This window comes from Streptomyces sp. NPDC056628, from assembly GCF_042792555.1.
Lineage (GTDB): Bacteria > Actinomycetota > Actinomycetes > Streptomycetales > Streptomycetaceae > Streptomyces.
Genome location: NZ_JBHTWG010000007.1, coordinates 21,408 through 38,568 on the forward strand (window position 1 = coordinate 21,408; position 17,161 = coordinate 38,568).

The 17,161-nt window shown below is 72.3% G+C and carries 14 protein-coding genes; 9 read left to right on the forward strand and 5 right to left on the reverse strand.

Annotation, left to right across the window (positions count from 1 at the left end):
• Positions 1 to 2: 2 nt before the first annotated feature.
• The 3 genes from cofD (at position 3) to ACFRAC_RS12040 (ending at position 3,344) form a co-directional block, all read left to right on the forward strand.
• Positions 3 to 962, forward strand: a complete 960-nt coding sequence (gene cofD, locus ACFRAC_RS12030; protein WP_382923778.1) for a 2-phospho-L-lactate transferase — start codon at positions 3 to 5, stop codon at positions 960 to 962.
• Positions 959 to 2,269, forward strand: a complete 1,311-nt coding sequence (locus ACFRAC_RS12035; protein ID WP_382923779.1) for a coenzyme F420-0:L-glutamate ligase — start codon at positions 959 to 961, stop codon at positions 2,267 to 2,269. The genes cofD and ACFRAC_RS12035 overlap by 4 nt, the downstream gene beginning before the upstream one ends.
• Positions 2,270 to 2,342: 73 nt before the next feature.
• Complete coding sequence (locus ACFRAC_RS12040; protein ID WP_382923780.1) at positions 2,343 to 3,344, forward strand: DNA-3-methyladenine glycosylase family protein; 1,002 nt, start codon at positions 2,343 to 2,345, stop codon at positions 3,342 to 3,344.
• Between the two features lie 43 nt (positions 3,345 to 3,387).
• On the opposite strand, the gene ACFRAC_RS12045 is transcribed toward ACFRAC_RS12040, so the two are convergent.
• On the reverse strand, positions 3,388 to 4,470 hold the full coding sequence (locus ACFRAC_RS12045) for a sugar phosphate nucleotidyltransferase (RefSeq protein WP_382923781.1): 1,083 nt from the start codon (positions 4,468 to 4,470) through the stop codon (positions 3,388 to 3,390).
• Between the two features lie 255 nt (positions 4,471 to 4,725).
• A complete protein-coding gene (locus tag ACFRAC_RS12050) occupies positions 4,726 to 6,192 on the reverse strand; it encodes a peptidoglycan recognition protein (protein ID WP_382923782.1) in 1,467 nt (488 codons plus the stop codon).
• Between the two features lie 116 nt (positions 6,193 to 6,308).
• On the opposite strand from ACFRAC_RS12050, the gene ACFRAC_RS12055 reads away from it, so the two are divergent.
• From ACFRAC_RS12055 to ACFRAC_RS12070, 4 genes are all read left to right on the forward strand, one after another.
• The gene (locus tag ACFRAC_RS12055; protein ID WP_382923783.1) at positions 6,309 to 7,064 is read left to right on the forward strand and encodes a TIGR03089 family protein; all 756 of its coding nucleotides are present in this window, start codon (positions 6,309 to 6,311) and stop codon (positions 7,062 to 7,064) included.
• A 138-nt stretch (positions 7,065 to 7,202) separates the two neighbouring features.
• Positions 7,203 to 8,396, forward strand: a complete 1,194-nt coding sequence (locus tag ACFRAC_RS12060; protein WP_382923784.1) for an LCP family protein — start codon at positions 7,203 to 7,205, stop codon at positions 8,394 to 8,396.
• 225 nt (positions 8,397 to 8,621) lie between these two features.
• The gene (locus ACFRAC_RS12065; RefSeq protein WP_382923785.1) at positions 8,622 to 10,385 is read left to right on the forward strand and encodes an LCP family protein; all 1,764 of its coding nucleotides are present in this window, start codon (positions 8,622 to 8,624) and stop codon (positions 10,383 to 10,385) included.
• Positions 10,386 to 10,708: 323 nt separating this feature from the next.
• Positions 10,709 to 12,310, forward strand: a complete 1,602-nt coding sequence (locus ACFRAC_RS12070; protein ID WP_382923974.1) for an LCP family protein — start codon at positions 10,709 to 10,711, stop codon at positions 12,308 to 12,310.
• Between the two features lie 145 nt (positions 12,311 to 12,455).
• On the opposite strand, the gene ACFRAC_RS12075 is transcribed toward ACFRAC_RS12070, so the two are convergent.
• Entirely contained in the window at positions 12,456 to 13,493 is a 1,038-nt protein-coding gene (locus ACFRAC_RS12075; RefSeq protein ID WP_382923786.1) for a glycosyltransferase family 2 protein, read from the reverse strand.
• Between the two features lie 139 nt (positions 13,494 to 13,632).
• Positions 13,633 to 13,767, reverse strand: a complete 135-nt coding sequence (locus tag ACFRAC_RS12080) for a hypothetical protein (protein ID WP_382923988.1) — start codon at positions 13,765 to 13,767, stop codon at positions 13,633 to 13,635.
• Here ACFRAC_RS12080 and ACFRAC_RS12085 point away from each other — a divergent pair.
• The gene (locus ACFRAC_RS12085; RefSeq protein WP_382923975.1) at positions 13,751 to 15,091 is read left to right on the forward strand and encodes an LCP family protein; all 1,341 of its coding nucleotides are present in this window, start codon (positions 13,751 to 13,753) and stop codon (positions 15,089 to 15,091) included. The genes ACFRAC_RS12080 and ACFRAC_RS12085 overlap by 17 nt on opposite strands.
• A 6-nt stretch (positions 15,092 to 15,097) precedes the next feature.
• Here ACFRAC_RS12085 and ACFRAC_RS12090 read toward each other — a convergent pair whose 3' ends face one another.
• Positions 15,098 to 15,655, reverse strand: coding sequence for an acyl-CoA thioesterase (locus tag ACFRAC_RS12090; RefSeq protein WP_382923787.1), 558 nt, complete (start codon positions 15,653 to 15,655; stop codon positions 15,098 to 15,100).
• Positions 15,656 to 15,774: 119 nt separating this feature from the next.
• Here ACFRAC_RS12090 and ACFRAC_RS12095 point away from each other — a divergent pair, with 119 nt between their 5' ends.
• Positions 15,775 to 17,061, forward strand: coding sequence for an LCP family protein (locus tag ACFRAC_RS12095; protein ID WP_382923788.1), 1,287 nt, complete (start codon positions 15,775 to 15,777; stop codon positions 17,059 to 17,061).
• Positions 17,062 to 17,161: the final 100 nt, after the last annotated feature.

The following is a 17,161-nucleotide window of genomic DNA, read 5'->3' on the forward strand; positions in this document are numbered from 1 at the left end:
CCATGCGCATTGTGGTTCTGGCAGGCGGCATCGGCGGTGCCCGGTTCCTGCGTGGTCTGAAGCGGGCCGCGCCGGACGCGGACATCACGGTCATCGGCAACACCGGGGACGACATCCACCTCTTCGGGCTGAAGGTCTGCCCGGATCTCGACACGGTGATGTACACGCTCGGCGGCGGCATCGACGAGGAGCAGGGCTGGGGCCGGGCCGACGAGACCTTCCATGTGAAGGAGGAGCTCGCCGCCTACGGGGTGGGCCCGGAGTGGTTCGGCCTCGGCGACCGGGACTTCGCCACGCACATCGTGCGGACGCAGATGATCGGCGCCGGGTATCCGCTCAGCGCCGTGACGCAGGCGCTGTGCGAGCGCTGGCAGCCCGGCGTGCGGCTGATCCCCATGACCGACGACCGCGTCGAGACGCATGTCGCCGTCGAGGTCGACGGCGAGCGCAAGGCGGTCCACTTCCAGGAGTACTGGGTGCGGCTGCGCGCCTCGGTGCCCGCCCAGGCGATCGTCCCGGTCGGCGCCGAGCAGGCCAAGCCGGCGCCGGGCGTCCTGGAGGCGATCGGGCAGGCGGACCTCATCCTGTTCCCGCCGTCCAACCCGGTCGTCTCGGTCGGGACCATCCTGGCCGTGCCCGGCATCCGCGAGGCCATCGCCGACGCCGGCGTGCCGGTCGTGGGCCTCTCCCCCATCGTCGGGGGCGCGCCCGTGCGCGGGATGGCCGACAAGGTTCTCGCTGCGGTCGGTGTGGAGTCGACGGCGGCGGCGGTCGCCGAGCACTACGGCTCGGGGCTGCTGGACGGCTGGCTCGTCGACACCGAGGACGCGGAGGCCGTGGAGCGGGTCGAGGCGGCCGGGATCCGCTGCCGGGCCGTACCGCTGATGATGACCGACGTGGACGCGGCCGCCCGGATGGCCCGGGAGGCGCTGGCGCTGGCCGAGGAGGTGCGGGGCGCGTGAGCGGGCCGTCCCCCGAGGGGTTCCGTGTCTGGGCCGTGCCGGGGATGCCCGAGGTCCGCCCGGGCGACGACCTCGCCAAGCTGATCGCCGCGGCAGAGCCCGGCCTCGCCGACGGCGACGTCCTCCTGGTCACGTCGAAGATCGTGTCCAAGGCCGAGGGCCGGATCGTCGAGGCCGCCGACCGGGAGGCCGCGATCGACGCGGAGACCGTCCGGGTCGTGGCGCGCCGCGGCCCCCTGCGCATCGTGGAGAACCGGCAGGGGCTGGTGATGGCGGCCGCCGGGGTGGACGCCTCCAACACCCGCCCCGGGACCGTGCTGCTGCTGCCCGAGGACGCGGACGCCTCCGCGCGCGCGATCCGCGACGGGCTGCGCGACACGCTCGGCGTCGACGTCGGCGTCCTCGTCACCGACACCTTCGGGAGGCCGTGGCGGACGGGGCTCACGGACGTCGCGATCGGCGCCGCCGGCGTGCGGGTGCTCGACGACCTGCGCGGCGGCGAGGACGCCCACGGCAACCCGCTGAGCGCGACCGTCGTGGCGACGGCGGACGAACTCGCCGCCGCCGGTGACCTGGTGAAGGGCAAGGCCGAGGGGCTCCCCGTGGCCGTGGTGCGCGGCCTCGCGCACACGGTGACCGAGGACGACGGGACGGGCGCACGGGCCCTGGTGCGTGAGGCGCGGGACGACATGTTCCGGCTCGGGACCTCGGAGGCCGTCCGGGAGGCCGTCACCCAGCGCCGCACCGTGCGGGCGTTCACGGACGAGCCCGTCGACCCGGGGGCCGTGCGCCGGGCGGTCGCGGCGGCCGTCACCGCGCCGGCGCCGCACCACACGACGCCCTGGCGGTTCGTGCTGCTGGAGTCGGCCGGCGCGCGCACCCGGCTGCTCGACGCCATGAAGGAGGCGTGGATCACCGATCTGCGCCGGGACGGCAAGAGCGAGGAGTCGATCGCCAAGCGGGTGCGGCGCGGCGACGTGCTGCGCCACGCCCCGTACCTGGTGGTGCCGTGCCTGGTCATGGACGGTGCGCACACGTACGGCGACGCGCGCCGGGACGCCGCCGAGCGGGAGATGTTCGTCGTCGCCGCCGGCGCCGGTGTGCAGAACCTCCTGGTCGCGCTGGCCGGGGAGCGGCTCGGCTCGGCCTGGGTGTCGTCGACGATGTTCTGCCGGGACGTCGTGCGCGAGGTGCTCGGACTGCCCGCGGACTGGGACCCGATGGGGGCCGTGGCGGTCGGGCATCCGGCGCAGGAACCGCGGCCCCGGCCGGAGCGTGAGGCGTCGGCCTTCATCGAGGTGCGCTGACGCGCCCCGTGGAGCGCCTACCCTCTTAGGGCGCCCCCTTCGGCGCACGCCCCTCCCCCACCCCGAGGACACCGTGGCAGGACGATTCCCCCAGCGGCCCACGCGTACGACCGTGCGCGGCGGGCAGGCCGCCGTGCCCGCGGGCGTGCCGCGTCAGGCTCCGGCGCCCGCGCGCGTGCGCACGTGGAGGCCGGACGGGCCGCTCGATCTCGGGCTGCTCCTGGGGCCGCTGCGGCGCGGGCCGGGCGACCCTACGTTCCGGGCGACACCGGACGGTTCCGTGTGGCGGGCCTCGCTGACTCCCGCCGGGCCCGGCACGCTGCGGGTCACCGCGCGCGGGGCCGAGGCGCGGGGCGAGGCGTGGGGGCCTGGCGCCGAGTGGCTGCTGGAGCAGCTGCCGGACATGCTCGGCGCGGCCGACGACCCGTCCGTCTTCGTGCCCCGGCACCGGGTGGTCGCCCAGACCCGGCACCGGCGGCCCGGCCTGCGGCTGACCCGCACCGGTCTGGTGATGGAATCGCTGATCCCGTCGATCCTGGAGCAGAAGGTCACGACCGACGAGGCGTACCGGGCGTGGCGGCTGCTGGTGCGCGCGTACGGCGAACCGGCGCCGGGGCCCGCGCCCGAGCGGATGTTCGTCATGCCCCACCCGCGGACCTGGGCGCTCATCCCGTCCTGGGAGTGGCACCGGGCCGGCGTGGACAACAAGCGGGCGTCCACGATCCTGCGGGCCGTGCGGGTCGCCGCCCGGATGGAGGAGGCGGTCCGGATGCCACCGGCCGAGGCGCAGGCCCGGCTGGAGCTGGTGTCGGGGATCGGGCCGTGGACGTCGGCCGAGGTCGTGCAGCGCAGTCATGGCGCGGCGGACGCGGTGACCGTGGGGGACGTGCATCTGCCGGGGATCGTGGGGTTCGCGCTGGCCGGAGACCGGGACGCGGACGACGCCGTGATGCTGGAGCTGCTGGAGCCGTACGCGGGGCAGCGGCACCGGGCGGCCCGGCTGATCCTGCTCAGCGGGCGGGTGCCGGCGCGGCGGGTGCCGAAGATGCCGTGGGTGGACATCGGGCGCTGGTGACGGCGGGCCGCCGAGCCGGCCCACCGCCCCCGGACGGCCCGCCCTACACGTCCGGTGAGAAGCGCACCGCGCCCGCCGGGATACGGGCGTCGCACCAGATCCGTGCGCCCTCGCGCAGTTCGTTGTCGGCGCCGACCACCGCGCCGTCCCCGATGACCGTGCCGGTGATGACCGAGCGCTCGCCCACCCGGGCGCGGGTGCCGATGAGCGAGTCGGTGATGACCGCGCCGGGCTCGATGACGGCACCGGGCAGGATCGTGCTGCCGAAGACGCGGGCGCCCTCGGCGACGAACGCGCCCTCGCCGACCACCGTGCCGCCGGTGAGCTTGGCGTCGGCGGCCACCGTGGCCGTGGGCAGGATCAGCCGGTCGCCGCAGCGGCCCGGCACCGCCGGTGACGGGGCCCGGCCGAGGACGAGGTCCGCGGAGCCGCGGACGAAGGCGGCGGGCGTGCCCAGGTCCAGCCAGTAGGTGGAGTCGACCATGCCCTGCAGGTGGGCGCCGGCCGACAGCAGCTCGGGGAAGGTCTCGCGCTCCACCGAGACGGGGCGGCCGGCCGGGATGGTGTCGATGACCGAGCGGCGGAACACGTAGGCGCCCGCGTTGATCTGGTCGGTGACGATCTCCTCGGGCGTCTGCGGCTTCTCCAGGAACGCCGTGACCCGGCCGGTGTCGTCGGTGGGGACCAGGCCGTACGCCCGGGGGTCGGTGACCTTCGTCAGGTGCAGGGAGACGTCCGCGCCCGTGGTCGCGTGCGTACGGACCAGGGCGGCGATGTCCAGGCCGGTCAGGATGTCGCCGTTGAAGATCAGGACCGGGTCGTCGGGCGCGGAGTGCAGCCGCGAGGCGACGTTGCGGATCGCGCCGCCGGTGCCGAGGGGCTCCTCCTCCGTCACGTACTCCAGACGCAGTCCGAGCGAGGAGCCGTCACCGAAGTACGGCTCGAAGACCTCGGCCAGATAGGACGTCGCCAGCACGACGTGGTCGACGCCCGCCGCTCTCGCTCTCGCCAGCTGGTGCGTGAGGAACGGGACCCCGGCCGCCGGGACCATGGGTTTCGGCGTGTGCACGGTGAGCGGGCGCAGCCGAGTGCCCTTGCCGCCGACCAGGAGGATCGCTTCTGTCACCTGTCGTCTCTGCTTCCTGCCGGGACCGGCCCGAACGGTGTTTCGGCCGGCCAGTGTATGCAGACCGTTGTGCGGTGCCCTCGACGGCAGTGCGGTGCCTCGTGTCCCGCCCCTCGTCCCCCCGACGGCGGTGAATGCGACCCCATGGCCCCCCATGAGTCCCCCTTCGACCGGACGACGTCCAGGGCCCCTGTCAGACCTCTACCGGCCGTGACGGGTTCCCCGGACGTCCTTCCCCGTTGACTCCTCCCGCGGTCAGCGGCCCTGGTAACGGGCGGCCGTGGAACGGGCCGAGCCGAGCTTGCGGTAGAGCTGGAGCCCCGGGCACTCCGTGGAGAAGCCGTCCCGGTGGCCGGAGATCACATTCAGTCGTACGTTCTTTCCCTTTCGGTAGAGATTGCCACCGCCGGACGTCAGATATGTCTTTCCGCGCGGATTGGCGCCGTAGAGGCCGAGCTTCCAGGCGGTGAGGCGGGCGACGGCCTTCACCGCGGCCTTGGACGGCTTGGTGGAGCCGTAGGTGCCGAGGACGGCGATCCCCATGCTGTTCGTGTTGAAACCGCGGGTGTGGGCGCCCAGGACCGCCTTCGCCACACCCCCGGCCCGGCCCTCGTAGATCCGCCCGCACTTGTCGATGAGGAAGTTGTAGCCGATGTCGCGCCAGCCCATGCTCACGACGTGGTAGCGGTAGATGCCGCGGATGACCGAAGGCGCCTGCGCGCAGGTGTACTTGCTGCCCGTGGCCGTGTGGTGGACGAAGGCCGCCTTCACCTTCTTCGTGTAGGCGAACCTGCTCTCCCGCCAGCGCTCGTTCGCCCCCCAGCCGCGCCGGGTGACGATGCTCGGCCGTGGCCCGATGTACGGCTTCGCCTTCTGGGCCGCCGTCAACTCGCTGCCACGCAGGGTCAGCAGTTCCCGCTCGGTCTCGGCCCGGCCGAGGGCGGGGATCTCGATGGCGCCCGCGGCGGCGAGTTCGGCGTTGGCGGTGGCGGCGGCGACGGCCTCGGCGGTCTCCGACTGCAGGGCGCCGGGGCGTGCCGCGCCGAGCGTGTCGTCCTGGGGGGCGGCCTCGCCGGGGTCGACGAGTTCCAGGCGCAGGCCGGTGGGCAGGGGTGTCGCGGAGGCGGACGCGGGGGCGGCCGGTGTGCCGTTGCCGGTGGCCGGGGTCTTCTCGGGTTCGGGTTCGGCGCCTTCCGGGGTCACCCGCAGTTCGACGCCGTTCGACTCACCGACCCAGAGGGGGGCCGTCGCGCCGCGCAGCCGTCCGGGGGCGCCCTCCGCGGTGTCCGGGTCGGCCGCGTGGTCGGCGTTGTGGGTCTCGACGTCCTGCCAGCCGGACCAGACGCCGGTGGCCGCGTCCCGGGTGCGGATCTGGACGCGGCCGTGGAGTTCGGCGGCCGGGTCGTCCCAGACGACACCGACCAGGGAGAACGGACGTACGGTCCGGCGGGACAGCCCCTGTTCGGCGGGGTCGTCCGTGGCACGGTCACGGGTGAGGGGCAGGGACTGGGTGCTGCCGGCGGCGCTCGGCCCGGCGCTCTCCCGGCGCGTCGACGGGCCGGCCGTCAGGGCCGCGCTCGTGGCCGCTTCCGCGCCGGGCGCCGGTCTTCCGGTCGCGGCGACGGCGGGTGGGGTGAGCGGGAGAGCGAGAGCGGCCGCGCACGTGACACCGATCGAGGAAGCAAGGAATCCACGCATACCCCCGATGTTGAACATAGTCATACAAACCTGTCCATCGAGGACTTGACGGGAGGTCGGCGGGTGTTCGGCCGAACCGGTGGCCGGGCGTTGGTGCCGCCGAGGGGTGCGGGTCCGGGCGCCCGCGTACCCTTTCCCGGGTGAACGCCACCGATCGCACCCCTGCCGACCTGCTGCGTTCCGCGCTCGCCGCGGACCCCGGACGTCCCCTGGTGACCTTCTACGACGACGGCACCGGGGAGCGCGTCGAATTGTCCGTGGCCACCTTCGCCAATTGGGTGGCCAAGACCGCGAATCTGCTCCAGGGCGACCTGAACGCCGGTCCGGGCGACCGGGTCACCCTGCTGCTGCCCGCGCACTGGCAGACGGCCGTGTGGCTGCTTGCCTGCTCCTCGGTGGGCGCCGTCGCGGACGTGGGCGGGGACCCGGCCGCGGCGGACGTGGTGGTGAGCGGCCCGGACACGCTGGAGGCCGCGCGGGCCTGCCGCGGCGAGCGGGTGGCGCTGGCGCTGCGACCGCTCGGCGGCCGTTTCCCGCAGCCCCCGGAGGGCTTCACCGACTACGCGGTGGAGGTGCCGGGCCAGGGCGACCGCTTCGCGCCGTTCGCGCCGGTCGACCCCGACGAGCCGGCGCTGATCGTGGCCGGGCGGGAGTTCAGCGCCGCCGAGGTGGTGGAGCGGGCCCGGGCCGAGGCACCGGGGCTCGGGCTGACCGGACCGGGCTCGCGCATCCTGACCACGCTGCCGTACGACACCTGGGAGGGCCTCGGCGCCGGGCTGTTCGGGGCGCTGGCGACGGGCGGCTCGGTCGTGCTGTGCCGCAACGCCGGGTCGCTGGACGAGGAGGCCCTCGCCAAGCGGATCGAGGCGGAACGGGTGACCGCGACCGCCCGCTGAGGCGGTCCCCGCGCCCGCCCCACCCCCTTCCCGTCACCCGTCCGGCGCAGCACCATCCGCCCCCCGGACGGCATCGGCGCCATGGTCGTAGGAGCAGCCCACACCGCACGCGCCATGTCATGAGGGGTGGACCCAGCCGTGACCGAGACCGCACGCTCACGCCAGGGGGCGTCGGCCAGGAGGGCATGGGTGCGGCGGGGGACCGTCGGGGCCGGACTGCTGCTCCTCGCCGCCGCCGGGACCGGCTGGCTGGTGTACGCCAAGCTCGACGGGAACATCACCCCGGACGAGGCCGCCGCCGCCGAACTCGCCCGGTACGAGAGGGAACGGCCGAGCGCGGCCGTGCGGGGGGCGCAGAACATCCTCGTGATCGGCTCGGACTCGCGAGCCGGTGACGGCAACCGGCGCTACGGGCGCGACGCGGGCACCGCGCGGTCCGACACCACGATCCTGCTGCACCTGTCCGCCGACCACCGCGGTGCGACCGCCGTGTCGATACCCCGCGACCTGATGATCGACATCCCCGGCTGCCGGCGGAAGGACGGCGGGCGCAGCCGGCCGATGTTCACGATGTTCAATCACGCCTTCCAGGTGGGCGGATCGGCCTGCACCATCCGCACCGTGGAGCGGATGACCAACATCCGGGTCGACCACCACGTGGTCGTCGACTTCCACGGCTTCAAGGAGATGGTGGACGCCGTCGACGGGGTGGAGATCTGCCTGGCGAAGCCCATCCACGACAAGGCGGCCAGGCTCCGCCTCCCGGCCGGGAAGGTGACCCTCGACGGCGAGCAGGCCCTCGGCTACGTCCGCGCCCGCAAGTCCCTCGGCGACGGCAGCGACACCGACCGCATGGATCGCCAGCAGCGCTTCCTCGCCGCACTGGTGCAGAAGGCGCGGAGCAACGACGTCCTGCTGAACCCGGTGCGGCTCTACCCGGTGCTGGACGCCGCGACGTCCTCCCTCACCACCGACCCGGCACTGGCCAGTCTGCGTGGTTTGTACGACTTCGTTCGCAGTGTGCGTGACATCCCCACCGAACGCGTGCAATTCCTGACGGTCCCGCGCGAGTCCTACGTCTACGACGCCAATCGTGACCAGCTGGTGGAACCCGACGCGCGGCGGCTCTTCGAGCGGCTGCGCCTCGACCGGCCGGTGGTGGTCGCGGATTCCCGCGGGAAATCCCCGGGCGCCCGGGGCGAATCGGGGCACGGGGGCTCCGGGGACGGCGACGCGAAATCCGGCGTGGAGCGTCCGGACGAACCCGCCGGACCCGCTTCCCCGGCCCCCACGTTCCGCGGCAACACGGCCGCCGAGAACGGCTGCGAGTAAAGCGCTTCTCAAGTCCCGGAGACCTGTCCAGGGGATTGGGCGGAATTGCCCAGTTGTAGGGGCGTGGAATTTGTCACCGTTCTCGCTCGACGCTGAACTGGGCGGATAGTGTGAGCGATCTGGCGCACCCTGCCGTACTTAGGCTTGCGCACTGTTCAACCGAGAGACCCGAGCGCCTTGGAGGGGGTAGGCGCCGCGTGGCCCCGACGGAGGATTCAGACAACCGTGGACGCGCAAGGCCGTGGGCGGGCGGATGACATCGATCCCGCAGACCAGTGGGTGCTCAATCCGAACACCGGCGAATACGAACTGCGACTGAGCCCTTCCGGTCCGCAGTCATCGGTTCCCGGTCCGCGCAGGCCGGCTCCCCGTGCGGGCGGGCCCGCGGGACCCGGTGGCGCCGGGCGCCCGGGGGGTGCCGTCCGTGACCGCGCGGCCGCCCCCGAGCGGCGGCCCGCACCGGGCCGTGAGGTCCCCGCCCAGCGCAGGCGCCGGGGGGCGCCCGAGGAGCCGCCGGGGCGCCGTTCGCGCCGCCCGGTCAAGAAGAACAGCAGGGCCAAGAAGGCCGTGCTGTGGACCGGCGGCGTCATGGCGTTCGTGGTGGTCGCCGCCGCGACCGGGGCCTACCTCTATCTCGAGCACCTCAACGGCAACATCCAGTCCGTCTCCGACGACGGCGCGAGCACCGGTGGCTTCAGCAAGGACAAGGCCATCAACATCCTGCTCATCGGCACGGACAAGCGCACCGGTGCGGGCAACGACAAGTACGGCGACTCCGGCAGCGCCGGCCACGCCGACACCACGATCCTGCTGCACGTCTCCAAGGACCGCTCGAACGCGACCGCGCTGAGCATCCCGCGCGATCTGATCGTCGACATCCCCGACTGCCCCACGGAGCAGGAGGACGGCAGCCAGAAGGTCATCCAGGGCGAGACCGGCGCCCGCTTCAACAAGAGCCTCGGCCAGTCGGGCCGTACGCCCAGCTGCACCATGCGCACGGTGACGGAGCTGACCGGGATCAAGCCGGACAACTTCATGGTCGCCGACTTCAACGCGGTGAAGACGCTGACGTCGGCCGTCGGCGGCGTCGAGGTATGCCTGGCCAAGGACATCGACGACCCGGACTCCCACCTCGACCTGCCGAAGGGCAAGCACGTCATCGAAGGCGAGCAGGCGCTCGCCTTCGTCCGCACCCGGCACTCGGTCGGCCTCGGCGGCGACCTGAGCCGGATCGGGCTCCAGCAGCAGTTCCTGAGCGCGCTGATGCGCAAGCTGAAGTCGAACGACACGCTCAAGAGCCCCACGAAGATGTTCCAGCTGGCCGAGGCGGGCACCAAGGCGCTCACCGTCGACTCCCAGCTGGACAGCATCGACAAGCTGAAGGACCTCGGCCTGGAGCTGGGCAAGCTCAACGTCAAGAACCTGACCTTCACCACGGTCCCGGTGATCGACAACCCGGCCGAGAACGTCAAGGTGACCGTCGTCCTCAACCCGACGAAGGCGCCGGAGGTCTTCCAGGCGATCCAGAACGACGTCTCCTTCACCGACATCAAGCAGCAGAAGAAGGAAGAGGCCTCCGCGGTGGCGGCCCGGCTCAAGGGCTCCAAGGCCGACGCCTCGGAGGTGCGGGTGCGGATCCTCAACGGCGGGGCCCCGGGGGGCAGCGCGCAGGAGACCCTGACCTGGCTGCAGACCGAGGAGAACGTGACCAAGTCCGAGAACGCGGGCAACGCGCCCGCGGCGCTGGGGAAGACGACGCTGGAGTACGGGCCGGACCAGGCGGACCAGGCACGCCGGCTCGCCGCCATCTTGGGGCTGTCCGGGTCGGCGATGAAGCCCGGCAAGAGCGTCACCAACGCGCAGGGCCTGCCCACGATGACGCTGACGCTGGGCAAGGACTTCAAGGGCGCGGGGGTGCCCCTGACGGCTCCGACCAAGGCACCGGACGTGGAGAAGTCCACCGCCGACAAGGTGGAGTGCGCGAAGTGACCACGGTTTCCGGCCGGGAACGCAACTGTGCCGGGCTCTCGTTGGTCTGACACAGGACGTGGTCGTGCCGGGCGGCGTCGCCCGGCACGCCGTACGGCCGTGCCGGACGTGGATTTTGCCGACACATGGCGAACCCGGATCGGACCCCCGGTGGTCTGACAGATCGCGGACCGGTGTCGGACAGGTTGGCTTGATACGGAGTTCACTCCGCCGCGGACAGGGAGGTCCGGCGCGGAGCGACGGTGTGCGGGCCAAGGGCGGGGAAGGGCAGAGAGTTGGCGCAGAGCGGTGTGCGGGGGGAGGTCCCCGCTGTGGACGACACGATGTCGCTCACCCGGCAGCCCGGCCAGGACACGCCGGCCGGCCAGGGCGGCGGGCGGCGCGGCGGGAGAGGCGAGGACGGCCAGGGGCCCGGCAACGGGCGCCGCAAGCGGCGTGCGCTGCGCTGGTCGGCGACGATCCTGGCGGTCGTCATACTCGGGACCGCCGGTGCCGGGTACCTGTACTACCGCCACCTCAACGCCAACATCGACAAGGGCGAGCGCAGCAGCGGCGACTCCAAGGCGAAGAAGGCCGAGCCCAACGCCGCCGGCCAGACACCGCTGAACATCCTGCTGATCGGCTCCGACAGCCGTAGCTCCGACGCGAACGTCGCGCTGGGCGGCAGCCGGGACAACCGGGACAACCCGCCGCTCGGCGACGTGCAGATGCTCATCCACCTGTCCGCGGACCGCGAGAGCGCCGCGGTGGTGAGCATCCCGCGGGACACCCGGGTCGACATCCCCAAGTGCACCGACCCCGATACCGGTGACACCTACCCGGCCACCAACGACATCATCAACACGTCCCTGGCCCGCGGCGGGGCCGGGTGCACCCTGGCCACCTGGCAGAACCTGACCGGGGTCTACATCGACCACTGGATGACGATCGACTTCGCCGGCGTGGTGAGCATGGCGGACGCCATCGGCGGTGTCGAGGTCTGTGTGAAGCAGAACGTGTGGGACCGTCCGCTGCCGGGGGTGCCCGGCGGCTCCGGCCTGAAAATGAAGGCCGGCCGGAAGGACGTCGAGGGCAAGCAGGCGCTGCAGTGGCTGCGCACCCGGCACGCCTGGGGCAGCGACCCGCTGCGGGCGCGCGCCCAGCACATGTACCTGAACTCGATGATCCGGACGCTGAAGAATCAGAACGTCTTCACGGACACCGGGCGGCTGATGGCCCTGGCCGAGGCGGCGACGAAGTCGCTGACGGTGTCCGAGGAGATCGGCACCGTGAAGAAGCTGTACGACCTCGGTATGCAGCTCAAGTCGGTCCCCACGGACCGGATCACGATGACGACCATGCCGAACGTCCAGGACCCGCAGAACGCCAACCACCTCGTACCGGCGGCGAGCGCCGGCAAGATGTGGCAGATGCTCCGCGAGGACGTGCCGTTCGACAAGAACGGCAAGAGCAAGGACAAGGGCAAGGACGGCGGCGCGGAGAAGGCGGCCACCGCGGCCCCCACGTCCGCTCCGGACGGGATCGGCGTCTCGGTGGTGAACGGGACCAGGACGGCCACCCTCGGGCCCGTCTCCGGGCGGGCGCACACGATCGCCCGGCAGCTGGTGGACAAGGGCTTCACCCAGGCGCTGCAGGACTCCTCACCGGCGGTCTCCGTGGAGCACACGGTGGTGCGGTACCCGAGCGAGGACCTCAAGGGCGACGCGCAGCAGGTCGCCAAGGCGCTGGGCATTCCGGAGAGTTCGGTGCGCCGGTCCACCGACGTCTCGGGGGTCACGGTCGTCGTGGGCTCCGACTGGCGCACCGGCACGGCGTATCCGAAGCAGTCCAGGCCGTCGGCGGGCAGCCTGCCGAGCGACTCCGACGCCATCAACGGTTCGGACGAGGACCAGTGCATGGACGTGTACGCGCCCTACCGCTGGTAGTCACCGGCCGCCGCACCCACCTGCGGGATCGCCCTCGCCGCGAGGGCGATCCCGTTTTTTATGGCCAGTCGCCAGCCGACGCCCGCCGAAAGAGCGAGGGTTGCCGCGGCGCGCGGCAACCCTCGTTCGTTCTGCGGGTGTTGTCTCAGGAAGCCGCGTCGACGCTGCGCACCGCCGGACGGCGTGAGGCGATGACCTTCCGCGCCAGCGAACGCGGACTGGTCAGGAAGCCGTAGCCCCAGGACATGTGCATGGTGGCCAGGGCCACCGGGATCTGGAGGCGGGCCTTCAGCGGCAGCCCCTTGCCGGCCGGGACCGAGCCGGCGGTGATGGCCGCGAGGTAACCACCGGGCACGACCAGCGCCCACGGCGTCACCGCGACGCCGAGCAGCAGACCCGCCGCGATCGCGCACACCGCCGTCGGCGGCGCCAGATAGCGCAGGTTGATGGAGCCGGCGTGGTAGCGGGCGACGACATGACGCCAGCGGCCGTAGTCCTTGTACTGCTTGGCGAGGGCCTTCACGCTCGGCCGCGGGCGGTACGACACCTTCAGCTCGGGCGAGAACCAGATCAGGCCGCCCGCCTCCCGGATACGGAAGTTCAGCTCCCAGTCCTGGGCGCGGATGAACTCCTCGTTGTAGCCGCCCTGCTGCTCCAGCGCCTCACGCCGGAACACCCCCAGGTACACGGTCTCCGCGGCCTGCGCCTCACCGCCCGTGTGGAAGGCGGCGTTGCCGACACCGATCCTCGACGTCATCGCGGCCGCGACCGCCTGCTCCCAGGCGTTCTCGCCCTCGGCGTGCATGATGCCGCCCACGTTCTGCGCGCCGGTCTCCTCCAGGAGCCGCACCGCGGTCGCGATGTAGTTCGGCGAGAGCATGCCGTGCCCGTCGACACGGACGACGATCGGGTGGCGGGACGCCTTGATCGCCGCGTTGAGGGCGGCGGGTGTACGGCCGGTCGGGTTCGGGACGGTGTGAACGCGCGGGTCTTCGGCCACGAGCTCGGCGGCGATCTCGTCCGTGCGGTCCGTGGACGGACCGAGGGCGATCACGACCTCCATCTCGCCGGCGTACTCCTGCGCGAGGATCGCTTGGACGGCTCCGCGCAGATGCCGCTCCTCGTTGAGGACGGGCATGATGACGGACACGGCGGGGAGCTGCACGTCGGGATTGGCGTTCATAGGGGGCTCACGTTACCGCGAATGGGGGACACGGGTGCGCCCCGCCGTGTCCGGTGCACCGGGCCGCAGATCGTATGGGCCTACGGTGCTCACGGATCCCACGTACGGCCCCCAGGGGCACGCCCCAGCGGAGGTATCCCTACATGCCCACGCCGTCCCGTCGCTCCTCCGCCTCCCCGCAGCGCAGCCCGCAGCCGTCCCGCGGAGGGGCGCGGACGGTCGCGCCCGTACGGCGGCGCAGGAGGCCGCGCTGGGCCATGCGGGCGGTGACCACGCTCTCCGTCGTCGTCCTGGCCTCCGCCGGGATCGGGCACGCGGTGGTGACCAGCCTGGACGCGAAGATCGCGCGTGTGGACCCGTTCCGGGACATGAAGAACCGGCCGCAGGGCGGCCACGGCATGAACGTCCTGCTGGTCGGCACCGACGGCCGCGACCGCATCACCCCGCAGGAGCGGCGCAGGTACCGGCTGGGCGGCGCGCCCTGCCACTGCACCGACACGATCATGCTCGTGCACATCTCGGAGGACCGGGAGCGGGCGAGCGTGGTGAGCCTGCCCCGCGACTCCTACGCCGAGGTGCCCGCCGCCGACGGACGGCCCGCCCACCCCATCAAGATCAACGCGGCGTACGCGGAGGGCGGCCCCCAGCTCACCGTCCGCACGGTCGAGCACATGACCCACGTCAAGATCGACCACTATCTGGAGGTCGACTTCACCAGCTTCATGAAGACGGTCGACGTGCTCGGCGGCGTGCCGATCTGCACCTCCGCCCCGCTGAAGGACTCCTACACCGGTCTCGACCTGCCCGCCGGCGACCACAAACTGATGGGCGGCGAGGCCCTGCAGTTCGTCCGCGCCCGGCACATCGACGGCGACGCCGACCTGGGGCGGGTCCAGCGCCAGCAGCGCTTCATGGCGGCCCTGATCGAACGGGCGACGTCGTCCGGCATCCTGCTGAACCCCATCCGGTTCCGGGACGTGACCCGGGCCGTGCTCGGCTCGGTCCGGGCCGACAAGGGCTTCGGCACGGGCGAGCTGCTGGACCTGGGGCGCGCGATGCGGAACTTCTCCCCGTCGTCGTCGGAGTTCGCCACCGTGCCGATCGGGCAGCTCGGCTACCTGGTGAAGGGCATCGGCTCCACCGTGAAATGGGACACCATACGCGCCGAGCGGCTGTTCCGCGCTCTGCGCGAGGACCGCCCGCTGGCCCGGCACCGCACGAAGCGCAAGGCCGTCACCGTCGAGGTCGCCCCGCAGGAGATCAGCGTCCAGGTGGAGAACGGCACCCACCGCACCGGCCTCGGCAAGCGCGCCGACGCGGCCCTGGCGGCCGTCGGGTTCCGTACGACGGAGCAGCCGGTGGACGCGGACGACCGCTCGGTGAAGCGGACGGTCGTCGCCCACGACCCCGGCTGGGACCGCTCGGCGAGGTCGCTCGCCGCCGCCCTGCCCGGCAGCGAGATGCGCGCGGTCAAGGGGATGGGCTCCACCCTGAAGGTGATCGTGGGGACGGACTTCGGCACGGTCCGCAAGGTGCGCGCCGAGGACCCCACCCGGGACACGGTGGTGCTGCGAGGCGACGAGGCCGGCTGCGCCTGACGGACCTCAGTCGTCGAAGCCCTCCGCCGCCCGCTTCGCGCGCAGCTCCATGATGGCGCGGCGGCGGGCCAGACGGTGGGTGCGGCGGATCTGCGCCTCCTGGTTGCGGCGCCGGTCACGGTCGGTCTCCGGTATGACCGGCGGGACCCGGCGCGGCTTGCCGTCGGCGTCCACCGCGGCGAAGACCAGATAGGCGCTGCCGACCTGGGTGGCCGGCGTCGACTCGTTCCAGCGCTCGGCCAGGACCCGTACGCCGACCTCCATCGAGGTCCGGCCGGTCCAGTTGACCTGGGCCTTCACATGGACGAGGTCGCCCACGCGGACCGGCTCGAGGAAGACCATCTCGTCCATCGAGGCGGTGACGGCGGGACCGCCGCTGTGCCGGCCGGCCACCGCTCCCGCCGCGTCGTCCACCAGTTTCATGATCACACCGCCGTGCACGGTGCCCAGGAGGTTGGTGTCGCTCTGGGTCATGATGTGGCTGAGCGTGGTGCGGGACGCGGAGATCGGCTTGCCCGGGATCTCCGCGCTGTCCGCTTCCGCAGTGGTGGCCTGGTCTGTCATGCCCTCCACCTTATGCCGAGATGCGAATCGCGGACTTTGTGTTGGGTTCGCAACAGCAGTGCCTCTATTTTCCTTCGAACCTTGTGGGGGACCCGGTCGTGCCCTGCACACTTGGGCGCATGAATGACTGGCCCCAGGGATGGGATGGCGACGACCGCGGCACCGGTTACGGACGCGGCAGCGCGAGCGCGCGGCCGGAGAGCGCCCGTGTGATGCGGCAGGTCCGCCGCGGCGAGGGCGTGCCACCCGGGCAGGGCTACGGCGGTGTGCCCCGGCAGCCGTCGTACGTCAACGGCCAGGGCCACGGTGGTCACGGCGGTGGCGGCTACGACGACGGGTACGACAGCGGCTACAACACCGGCCAGATGTACGGCGGCGGAGGCGGCGGCCACGGCGGCGCCGGGACCCGCGGCCCCCGGCCCGCGCCGAACTGGCGGCGCCGGATCAAGGTGACCGCGATCACCCTGGTCACGCTGCTGGTCGTGACGAGCGTCGCCACCTACTTCTGGGCCGACTCCAAGCTCAACCGCGAGGTCGACCTGTCCAAGGTCATCGACCGGCCGGAGGCGGGCGAGGGCACCAACTACCTGATCGTCGGCTCCGACAGCCGTGCGGGCATGACCGACGAGCAGAAGAAGAACCTGCACACCGGGTCCGCCGAGGGCAAGCGCACGGACTCGATGATGATCCTGCACACCGGAAGCGGCAGCCCCACGCTGGTCTCGCTGCCCCGCGACTCGAACATCACGATCCCGTCGTACAAGGGCTCGGACTCCGGGAAGCTCTACCAGGGCACCGGACGCCAGACCAAGCTGAACGCGGCCTACGCGGAGGACGGTCCCGAGCTGCTGGTGCGCACCGTCGAGGCCAACACCGGGCTGCACATCGACCACTACGTCGAGATCGGCTTCGCCGGCTTCGCGAACATCGTGGACTCGGTCGGCGGCGTCGAGATCGACATCCCGCGGGACATCAAGGACAAGAAGTCGGGCGCCGACTTCAAGAAGGGCAAGCAGACCCTGAACGGCGAGGAGGCCCTGGCCTTCGTCCGCACCCGGTACGCGCTGCCCGGCTCCGACCTGGACCGCACCAAGAACCAGCAGAAGTTCCTGTCGGCCCTGGCGAACCAGGTGGCGACCCCGGGCACCGTCCTGAACCCCTTCAAGCTCTACCCGACGATGGGCGCGGGCCTGGACTCGCTGATCGTCGACGAGGACATGGGCCTGTGGGACCTGGCGTCCATGTTCTGGGCGATGAAGGGCGTCAGCGGCGGCGACGGCACGTCGATGAACATGCCGCTCTCGGGCAACGCCGCCAACGGCAACCTCCAGTGGGACACCGCGAAGGTGAAGAAGCTGGTGGAGGAGCTGAAGAACGACGAGACGGTGACCGTCTCGGGCAAGTAGCCCACCCGCACCCGTGGGGGGGGGGCCCCCCCCGGGGGGCGCCCCCGCGGCGCTGGCCCTGCGGTGCGACGGCCCGGCCGAGGTGGACGCGCTGTACGAG